Annotated in this window: 9 protein-coding genes; 6 read left to right on the top strand and 3 right to left on the bottom strand. The window is 39.8% G+C overall.

Annotation, left to right across the window (positions count from 1 at the left end):
• Positions 1-314: 314 nt before the first annotated feature.
• Both CHU92_RS03940 and prmA read right to left on the bottom strand, forming a co-directional pair.
• Positions 315-590, bottom strand: a complete 276-nt coding sequence (locus tag CHU92_RS03940; RefSeq protein ID WP_094412833.1) for an ATP-dependent Clp protease adaptor ClpS — start codon at positions 588-590, stop codon at positions 315-317.
• Between the two features lie 37 nt (positions 591-627).
• Positions 628-1,461 (bottom strand): 50S ribosomal protein L11 methyltransferase, encoded by an 834-nt coding sequence (gene prmA / locus CHU92_RS03945; RefSeq protein WP_094412821.1) that lies wholly within the window; start codon positions 1,459-1,461, stop codon positions 628-630.
• 76 nt (positions 1,462-1,537) lie between these two features.
• Between prmA and CHU92_RS03950 the strand changes: the two genes are divergently transcribed.
• Together CHU92_RS03950 and CHU92_RS03955 are read left to right on the top strand one after the other, a co-directional pair.
• On the top strand, positions 1,538-2,758 hold the full coding sequence (locus CHU92_RS03950) for a porin (RefSeq protein ID WP_094412823.1): 1,221 nt from the start codon (positions 1,538-1,540) through the stop codon (positions 2,756-2,758).
• 37 nt (positions 2,759-2,795) lie between these two features.
• On the top strand, positions 2,796-4,295 hold the full coding sequence (locus CHU92_RS03955; RefSeq protein ID WP_094412825.1) for an aminotransferase class V-fold PLP-dependent enzyme: 1,500 nt from the start codon (positions 2,796-2,798) through the stop codon (positions 4,293-4,295).
• Here CHU92_RS03955 and CHU92_RS03960 read toward each other — a convergent pair.
• Positions 4,273-5,196 carry a lysophospholipid acyltransferase family protein gene (locus tag CHU92_RS03960; protein WP_317044672.1) on the bottom strand — a complete coding sequence of 308 codons (924 nt, stop codon included), beginning with the start codon at positions 5,194-5,196 and terminating at the stop codon, positions 4,273-4,275. The genes CHU92_RS03955 and CHU92_RS03960 overlap by 23 nt on opposite strands.
• Positions 5,197-5,289: 93 nt before the next feature.
• On the opposite strand from CHU92_RS03960, the gene CHU92_RS03965 reads away from it, so the two are divergent.
• The 4 genes from CHU92_RS03965 (at position 5,290) to CHU92_RS03980 (ending at position 8,633) form a co-directional block, all read left to right on the top strand.
• Positions 5,290-5,934 carry a rhomboid family intramembrane serine protease gene (locus CHU92_RS03965; RefSeq protein WP_094412829.1) on the top strand — a complete coding sequence of 215 codons (645 nt, stop codon included), beginning with the start codon at positions 5,290-5,292 and terminating at the stop codon, positions 5,932-5,934.
• Positions 5,935-5,992: 58 nt separating this feature from the next.
• Positions 5,993-6,688 carry an SIMPL domain-containing protein gene (locus CHU92_RS03970; protein ID WP_094412835.1) on the top strand — a complete coding sequence of 232 codons (696 nt, stop codon included), beginning with the start codon at positions 5,993-5,995 and terminating at the stop codon, positions 6,686-6,688.
• Between the two features lie 165 nt (positions 6,689-6,853).
• The gene (locus tag CHU92_RS03975) at positions 6,854-7,699 is read left to right on the top strand and encodes an SDR family NAD(P)-dependent oxidoreductase (protein ID WP_094412831.1); all 846 of its coding nucleotides are present in this window, start codon (positions 6,854-6,856) and stop codon (positions 7,697-7,699) included.
• 28 nt (positions 7,700-7,727) lie between these two features.
• Positions 7,728-8,633: a helix-turn-helix domain-containing protein gene (locus CHU92_RS03980; RefSeq protein ID WP_094412837.1), complete on the top strand. Its 906-nt coding sequence runs from the start codon at positions 7,728-7,730 to the stop codon at positions 8,631-8,633.
• Positions 8,634-8,854 lie beyond the last annotated feature (221 nt).

The following is an 8,854-nucleotide window of genomic DNA, read 5'->3' on the forward strand; positions in this document are numbered from 1 at the left end:
ATCATCGCACTAAAGAAATTTAATAAAATAAAAGTTTAAACCACTTCCATATATAAATACTGTTAAAAGTTATGGTTGTGTATACCATGAAGCAAAGCACAAGCAATAATGAATGCGGGTAGAATTTTAAGGAGAAATTTGGCACAAGAAAACAGCAAGCAGATAAATTTCATTCAGAAAAGTAATCTGCTGCTGGATTATATCAAAAAAGAGTAAAAGCAAGTCTTGATATACGGGAAAATAAATTATTGACAATAAATGTTTATTTATTGCTTTAATGGAAGCGGTGCCTAAAGTCGCTTATCCATCTTGAATTACACTATTTCGGCGCTCAGGCCTGCCTCAAGCAGTTGTGTGCATTGCGGTTTAAGTTCGCTGTACTCGCCTGTTTTTACCGTGCATTTACCATTGTAATGCACAATAAGAGAGCATTGTTCAGCCTGCTCAGGGGTGTGGCGGCATACCCTTATAAGGGTGTCAATAACATGATCAAAGGTGTTTACATCATCATTGTACAGCACAATCTCGTTGTTAAAAGAAGCAGCTTCTTCAAGCAGCACTTCTTCTAATACTTTTTCTTTTGTACTCATAATCATTAATTCTTTGTTACTGCTAATTTAGTTACTACTAATTTATATATTTTAATGAAACCCAGTTATTTCGCTGTAATTTTTTTTCAAGCTTAAGCCCAAGGGTACGGCAGGAAGCATCAATGGCCGGGATATCGTCTTCATAAAAACCGCTTAGCAAAAGCACACCGTCCTTGTTCAGGCACGCGGCATATTGCTCCATATCATTAAGAAGTATATTACGGTTAATATTTGCAATAATTACATCATACTGTTTACCTTCAAGTAATGAGGCATCGCCTTCATAAACGGTTATATGGCTGCAGTTATTACGTTCAGCATTTTCAATGGAGTTGAGGTAGCACCAGTTGTCAATATCAATGGCATCAACAGGCCTTGCGCCTTTCATTTCGGCAAGTATGGCAAGTATGGCTGTGCCGCAACCCATATCGAGGGTTTTTTTATTTTGCAGGTCCATGTCAAGCAGGTGCTGTATCATCATGAAAGTAGTTTCATGGTGCCCCGTGCCAAAGCTCATTTTTGGTTCAATAATAATATCATACTGCACCTGTTTCTTTTCATGGAAGGGTGCCCTTACATAGCACGTATTATCCACCGCTATAGCCTCAAAATTCTTTTCCCATTCCTCATTCCAGTTCACCTGTTCTATCTCCTCAACTGTATAACTGATCTTAAATTCTTCTGATTGCAGTACCTGTATATCGCTAAGCAGGGCCTCGTCCCAGTATTGCTTTTGTATATAGGCCGAAATTCCTTCCTCTGTTTCCACGAAGCTTTCAAAATCGGTTTCGCCCAGTTCGGCCATAAGTATTTCGGCGCCCGGTTCTTTAGGTTCAACCCTGAAATGGCAGCCTATGTAGGTATTGGACATAAGTACATAAATTTTCGCAAAGGTACTGTATACATTGCAAAAAAATAATATTAAGTTTGCGCAAAAACAACACAACATGAAGAAATTGTTAACTTTTGTTTTGTGCCTTGTAACTGTGGGGCTTATGGCCCAGATAGACGTGAGGCGCACAACAAAAGATAATGACCTGAAGCTTTCGGCACTGCCTTACTACAACTACGGAAAAGGCCTCGGGCTTACTTCGCCTGACAGCATTTTTCAGTTCAATATCCGTTTCAGGATGCAAAATCGTGTAACTTACATGCAGGAAGAAGACCAGGATGCCACTATTGACGGGCAGGTACGCCGGCTAAGGCTGAGGTTTGACGGTTATGTTGGCGACCCGAGGTTCCTGTATGTAATACAACTATCATTTGCACCGGGTGATGTAGGTGAAGTAAAGGAAGGAGAAAACATTAATATTATTCGTGATGCTGTGCTGTTCTACAGGCCAAGCAGCAACTGGAGCATTGGTTTTGGCCAGACCAAGCTGCCGGGCAACAGGCAGCGAATAAACTCTTCAGGGGCATTACAGCTTACTGACAGGACCATTAATAACGCCCGCTTTACCATCGACAGGGATTTCGGCCTGCAGGTGCACAACCTGAATGAATACCTTGACCGTTTTTCGTATAACTTAAAAGGGGCAATAAGCATAGGCGAGGGCCGCAACTCTACCGATGAACCGGATAACGGCCTGGCTTATACCGGTAAAGTGGAGTTGTTCCCTTTTGGCGCTTTTGTTAAGGACGGTACCAATTTTGAGGGAGACCTGGTGCGCGAAAAGACGCCTAAACTCTTATTGTCAGGCGCTTACCAGTTTAACGATAAGGCACGGCGGACACAGGGCCAGCTGGGTAACGACCTTTTTGGAAAACGGGACATGCATGCTATATTGCTCGATGGCATGTTTAAATACAAAGGATGGTCAGCTATGTGGGCCTATATGCAGCGTATAGCCAACAATCCGGTAACAATAAACCCTGAGGATGCTACCGATATACAATATGTTTACACCGGGAGCGGTTTTGATTACCAGCTCAGTTACCTGCTGCCGTCTGATTATGAAATTATAGGAAGGTTCTCGACCCAGAAGGTGCATAAAGATATACAGGCGCTGGCGCCTGACCAGCAGCAATATAGCCTTGGGCTCACTAAATATATATGGGAACACGCTTTCAAAGCACAGCTTGAATTTACCCTCGATGATTTTGATTATTATGGCGGCAGGTCAATGTACGACTGGTATGTGCGTTTTCAGGTTGAAATAGGTATTTAGATTAATATATTGTTTAAATTTGCTATAAAACTGTATTATGCTTACAGCAACTAAAACAAAACTTCCGGATACTGCCCTTGAAAATTATTTTCTTCCTTTCCGCAATAATATTATAGGAATAGGGCAGGAGTTTGACTCACCTTTCGGCAGGAAAAAAATTGTTTATACCGACTGGACTGCCAGCGGAAGGCTGTATCGCCCTATTGAGGAAAAGATTTTGAACGATTTTGGCCCCTTTGTTGCCAACACGCATACCGAAACTACTGTTTCAGGCACGGCCATGACAACAGCTTACCATGAAGCCAGGAATATCATAAAAAAACATGTAAATGCCGGCCATGAAGACATACTGATTACAGACGGTACGGGTATGACGGGGGTTATTAATAAATTTCAGCGCATACTTGGCCTTAAAGTACCCGAAAACCTAAAAGAGTTTACCAGTATACCCGATGAAAAAAGGCCGGTTGTGTTTGTAACACACATGGAGCACCACAGCAACCAGACCTCCTGGCTGGAAACAATAGCCAAAGTAGTGGTGATACCTGCATGCCCGCAGGGGCTTGTGTGCCTGGATAGTTTCAGGCAGCTTGTGGAAGAACATAAGCACCACACATTAAAAATAGCTTCGGTAACGGCATGCTCTAATGTTACAGGCATTAAGACACCCTATTATGAAATTGCTAAAATAATGCATGGCTATAGTGGTGTTTGTTTTGTAGATTTTGCCTGCTCGGCACCTTATGTAGACATTGATATGCATCCTGAAGATGCCGATGCGTGGCTTGATGCCGTATTTTTTTCACCGCATAAATTCCTTGGAGGCCCTGGTACATCAGGCGTGCTGGTATTTAATAAAAAGTTATACAAAAATATGGTACCTGACCATCCCGGAGGAGGTACAGTTAGCTGGACAAATCCTTGGGGCGAGCATAAATACCTTGATAATATTGAAGAACGTGAGGACGGCGGTACACCCGGCTTCCTGCAGGTAATAAAAACGGCCCTGGCTATAAAGTTAAAGGAGCAGATGGGGGTTGACAACATCCTGCAGCGCGAAAAAGAGATAGTATCTTATGTTTTTTCAGAGCTTAAAGATATAGCCAATATAAATATACTGGCCCCACAACACCAAAACAGGCTGGGCGTGATATCATTTTATATTGATAACCTCCACTATAATCTTGGCGTGAAACTGCTAAATGACCGTTTCGGGATACAAACCCGCGGCGGGTGCAGCTGTGCCGGTACCTATGGGCATTACCTTTTGCATGTGGACGAGGAACAGTCGCACTACCTTACTGATATGATTTCCTGTGGCAACCTTCAACAAAAGCCCGGATGGATTCGCATGTCTATACATCCTACAACAACTAATGCGGAAATACAATATGTATGCGAAAGCATAAAATTACTGGCAGAAAATCACAAGGAATGGGCGAAGGATTATAGCTATGTTGCTTCTTCAAACGAGTTCAGGCATGTAAATGCACAGCCTGTTGAAGCCGGTATGGTTAAAGACTGGTTCCGGTTATAGCAGGCGGGTCATTACGGCGGTGTTTAAAGCGTTTGTGTGTCCATAAATAGTATTCCGGCGCTTCGCGTATAGTATCTTCAAGAATCCTTAAGAAACGGTCTGTTATTTCAAAATTAGGCACTTCCTGCGGGTTGCCTTCAAAACCTATGAACGTCGCTTTGTAGTGGCCACGTTTTATTTTTCCTCCTTTTACATATAAAACGTTCATATCAAGCTTTTTGGCAAGAAGCTCTGCGCCGCCGTGTACGGGTACTTCCATCCCGAAAAATTTCCCCCAATAAGGTACTCTGTGTATTTTAGGCGACTGGTCGCTGATAAAGCCATAGCAGCCCAGTATGCCCTTTTTTTTGTTCTCTTTCATTACACCTACACTTTCCTTAGTGTCAATAAGCGTAGCGTCAAATTTTCCCCGTATCTTCCTTACAAGATCATCAAAGTAGCGGTTGTTTATTTTTTTATAAATACCATACCCTTTATGGTTTACAAAATACCGGTTCATTACCAAAAGCCATTCATAGCTGCCATAGTGGGCTATCATTACGGCTATGCTTTTGCCCTTGCGTTCATATTCGTGCAGTAGCTCTATGTTTTCAAAAACAAAACGCTTTTTAATTTCCCGGTCAGATATGCTTATCAGTTTTACCATTTCGGCAAAAGTGTCGCAGAAATGCCTGTAGAACTTTTTTTCAATTTTTTTGCGTTCACCTTCTGTCAGGTTTGGCAAAGTTAACTTCAGATTTAGCCTTACTGTGCTTTTCCGGTAGCCAATAACGTAGTACACAAGCACATAGGCCATGTCAGAAAAAATATACAGCAGCCTGAAAGGCAGTACCGAAAGGAACAGCAGTATTGGATAGGCTATGGCAAAAGCCAGGAACTTCATGCGTAGATTTTTTTGCAAAGATACTTTTTATTTACACATTAGCGTTTTTGTAAGCAAACGTCTTACAAGCTGGCGTGGTTTTAGCTATTTTTACGGCACTTAATTTACATTATGGATACGAGCCTGGTTGTATATATTATCATCGCTGTTAATGCCATTGTTAGCTACAAGGGCTTTAACGACACAATGTTCTTCCGCAAGTATGAATTCCACATTGGCAGCATAAGGGCAGGGGAGCAGTACAGGATGTTTACTTCGGCATTCCTGCACGCCGACCTTGTGCATCTTGTGTTCAATATGCTTACGCTTTATTTCTTTGCACCTGTGGTAGTACATTATATGGGTACGGCGCCATTCCTGCTGGTGTACTTTGCCAGCCTTATATGCGGCAGCCTCCTTACCCTTTATTTTCATAAAAATGATTATTCTTACAGGGCTATAGGTGCTTCGGGCGCGGTTACGGGAGTGTTATATTCTGCTATACTGCTGGTTCCTGATATGACATTAGGGCTGTATTTTATTATTCCCGTACCGGCTTATATTTTTGGTATTGGCTACCTTCTTTACTCAATTTATGGCATGAAAGCCAAAAATGACAATATAGGGCACACGGCACACTTTGGCGGTGCCATTGGCGGATATATAATTACATTATCGCGTATGCCGGCAATGTTATATGATAACACGCTGATGGTGATACTTTTGCTCATACCTATCATTATTTTGTTTGTTTTGCAAAAGTCAGGGAAATTGTAGCCACAAAAAAACTGGCACGCATTTTGAAATTTCTTACAAAAAATTAATGCAAATAACTATGAAAAAAATTGCTTTAGTATTTTTTATGCTTTCGGCAGGCATTGCCGGCGCACAGGTTGCCAACGAAAAAACCATTCCTCAGATCAATGTTTCGGGCGAGGGAAAAGTAAAAGTAACACCTGACCGCGCTGTTATTACAATAGGGGTTGAAAACACAGGTAATGATGCTGCTGAAGTGAAAAAAAAGAATGATACCGCTGTTGATGCCATTATAAAATACCTTAAGGCCAACAACATTGCTGCCCAGGATTACCAGACGCAGCGTGTGTACCTGAACAGGAACTATGACTACAATAAAAAGAAATATAATTTTGTGGCATCGCAAACTATTGTCATTACGCTTAAAGACCTTTCAAAATATGATACGCTGATGATGGGTATGGTTGATGCGGGTGCCAATACCATAACAGGGGTTGAATTCCGCACTTCAAAACTGGCGCAGTATGAGAGTGAAGCACGCACCAAGGCTGTACAGCAGGCCCGCCTTAAGGCTAATGATTACGCAGCAGCTTTAGGCCAGAAAGCAGGGAAAGCTATTGTGGTGACTGATAACTCACAAACGTATTACCCCATGATGGCCCGGAACAATAACATGATGATGGAAGCTAAAGCTGCCGATATGCAAACCGAAACACTGGCTATTGGCGAAATTGAGATAACAGCTAACGTAAATGTAAGTTTTGCTCTTGAGTAAAATAATTTGAGATTATAATAAAACCCTGCATTTTGTGCAGGGTTTTTTATTTTATACTAATCTGTAAAATGTATACAATATTCCTGTATTTCTTTAAAAAGATCTTGTTATAAATAAAGAGTTTTGCTATGTAAAAGTCTATTATAATATAACAAAGAAATTAATATGAAATCAATTATTATTACAGGAGCTTCATCCGGGATTGGAAAAGAAACAGCAAAACTATTTGCTTTAAAAGGTTTTAAGGTTTTTGCAACTGCACGAAATGTGCAAGCAATGGCTGATTTGAAGGAGTTAGGTTGTATACTAATAAAACTTGATGTTACTGATGATGAAAGTATCCAAAAGGCTTTTAAGCAGATTTATGAGAGTACAAGTGTAGTAGACATTTTGATAAATAATGCCGGATTTTCGCAAAATGGTTTTCTTGAAGAACTGTCAAGAGACCAGCTTCTTCATCAATTTGAGGTTAACGTATTTGGATTAATAAGGGTAACACAACAGGTTTTGCCACAAATGCGAAGCTCGGGCTACGGCTTAATAATTAATGTTGGCTCAATGGGTGGAGATTTTACAACTCCGGGTGCGAGCGCATACCACGCCTCAAAATATGCGCTCGAAAGTTTTACTGATGGCCTCCGTCAGGAGCTTAAGGGATTTGGAATAAAGGTATCACTTATAAAGCCGGGCGGGGTAGCAACAAATTTTATAAATAATGCAGCTTTTCCACTACCAGTAAAAGGTAATCCTTACGGGTTAATGCGTGAGAATTACCAAAAAATGCTGTTAACTGTACTGGATCCTTCAAAAAGCTCTTTTGGTATTTTAAAGCCTGAAGATGTGGCTTTAAAAATTTATAAAACAGCTATATCAAAAAAACCGGTAACCCGTGTAAGAATAGGCGCTTCTGCAAAATTTATCCCTTTTGTAAAAAGGTTAATAAGTGATAATACTTTTGATGCCATGATTATAAAGCAATTGGGACTCAATAATGTTATTAAAACTAATTAATATCTTTACTGTAGGGTTATTTATAGCTATGGACGGTTTTATACATATCAAATCTATTAGTAAGCTGCATAAATTAATTGGCGCTGAAAATCCTAAGCATCCGCTACTGACAGTTATTGATTATTCAAAAATTTCAAATGCGCCTGATCATTACAATGTAAAATTTGTTACTGACTTCTATATCATTAGTATGAAAGAGCCTGCTGCGGATGCTATAATGTACGGGAGGCAGTACTATGATTTTGAAGAAGGCACCTTGTTTTTCATGTCTCCCGGGCAGGTTTTTTCTGTTGGAAAACCTTCTGCTACCCAATATAAAGGCTGGGCTCTTTTTTTTCATCCGGATTTAATAATAGGTACTGCACTTGCAAAAAGAATTAAATCATTTACATTTTTTTCATATGCAGTAAATGAAGCGCTTCATGTGTCGGAAGATGAAAAAGAAATTTTAAATTCAATTTTACAAAATATCGAAAAAGAGTATAAACTTAATATTGACGATTTTAGTAACAGTGTAATAATAACAGCTATTGAACAGCTACTAAATTATTCGCAGCGCTATTACAGCAGGCAGTTTATAACCCGGCGTAAAGAAAATTCAGATTTAATTACCCGTTTTGAGCAACTGCTCAGTGAGTATTTCAATTCGGCAGCATTACTATCTGCAGGTATGCCTTCAGTTGAATATTTTGCTGCTAAACTTAATCTTTCTCCTAATTATTTATCTGATTTGCTTAAAAAAGAAACTGGCAAACCTACAAAAGCCTATATACAATCAGAAATACTTGAACAGGCTAAATACAGGCTTTTAAACAGTAATGAAACTGTGAATGAAATAGCTTATTCTTTAGGATTTGAATATCCACAATACTTTAACCGCTTTTTTAAAACTAAAACAGGTATAACACCTTCATCATTCAGGAATTTAAATTAGGGTTACTTAAAGCATTGTCATGTTGCCCAGTTTATTAGTATCGGTAAATGATTATCTATAAGATTAAATTGGGTAATTATTGTATTTTAAAAATCGATTTCTACAGTAATGGATATTTTTTTTGAGGAATTTCATATCAGCCTTAAAAAAAAGGCAACCTAAACAGTTGCCTTTTTTGTGGGGAGAGCAGGATTCGAACCTGCGAAGGTTTCCCAACAGAT

This window comes from Flavobacterium cyanobacteriorum (assembly GCF_002251835.1).
In the GTDB taxonomy this organism is placed as follows: Bacteria; Bacteroidota; Bacteroidia; order Flavobacteriales; family Flavobacteriaceae; genus Flavobacterium; species Flavobacterium cyanobacteriorum.